This window comes from Streptomyces sp. 4F14 (assembly GCF_048159485.1).
Taxonomy (GTDB): Bacteria; Actinomycetota; Actinomycetes; order Streptomycetales; family Streptomycetaceae; genus Streptomyces.
This window is the reverse complement of the sequence record NZ_JBLRVY010000300.1, coordinates 1-345: the sequence shown is the minus strand read 5'-3', so window position 1 is coordinate 345 and position 345 is coordinate 1. Positions and strand designations below refer to the sequence as shown.

At 68.7% G+C, this 345-nt stretch carries 1 pseudogene; it reads left to right on the top strand.

The window, feature by feature from the left end:
- Positions 1-239 (top strand): annotated as a pseudogene (locus ACLZOT_RS50820) (sugar ABC transporter ATP-binding protein); the annotation flags it as partial.
- Between the last annotated feature and the right edge of the window lie 106 nt (positions 240-345).

Genomic DNA, 345 nt, shown 5'->3' with positions numbered 1-345 from the left:
TCGACGTGGCCGGCTCCGACTCGGACCAGGGTCTCGCGGTCACCGTCAACGTCGTCGAGGAGCTCGGCGCCGACGCGTACGTCTACGGCACCGCCAAGGTCGGAGCCGACGGCAAGGACCTCGTCGTCCGCGTCAGCGGCCGTGACGTGCCGGAGAAGGGCAGCACGCTGCACGTCGTCCCGCGCTCCGGCGAGACCCACGTGTTCTCCACCTCCACGGGCGAGCGCCTCTCCGACTGAGGCAACCCAGGCAGTACAACCCGGGGTAATTCACCCAGGTTGACGAAGAGGGCCCCGCAGATCGCGGCGGGCCCCTTCTCGTTGTCGACAAATACCCCGGCATACC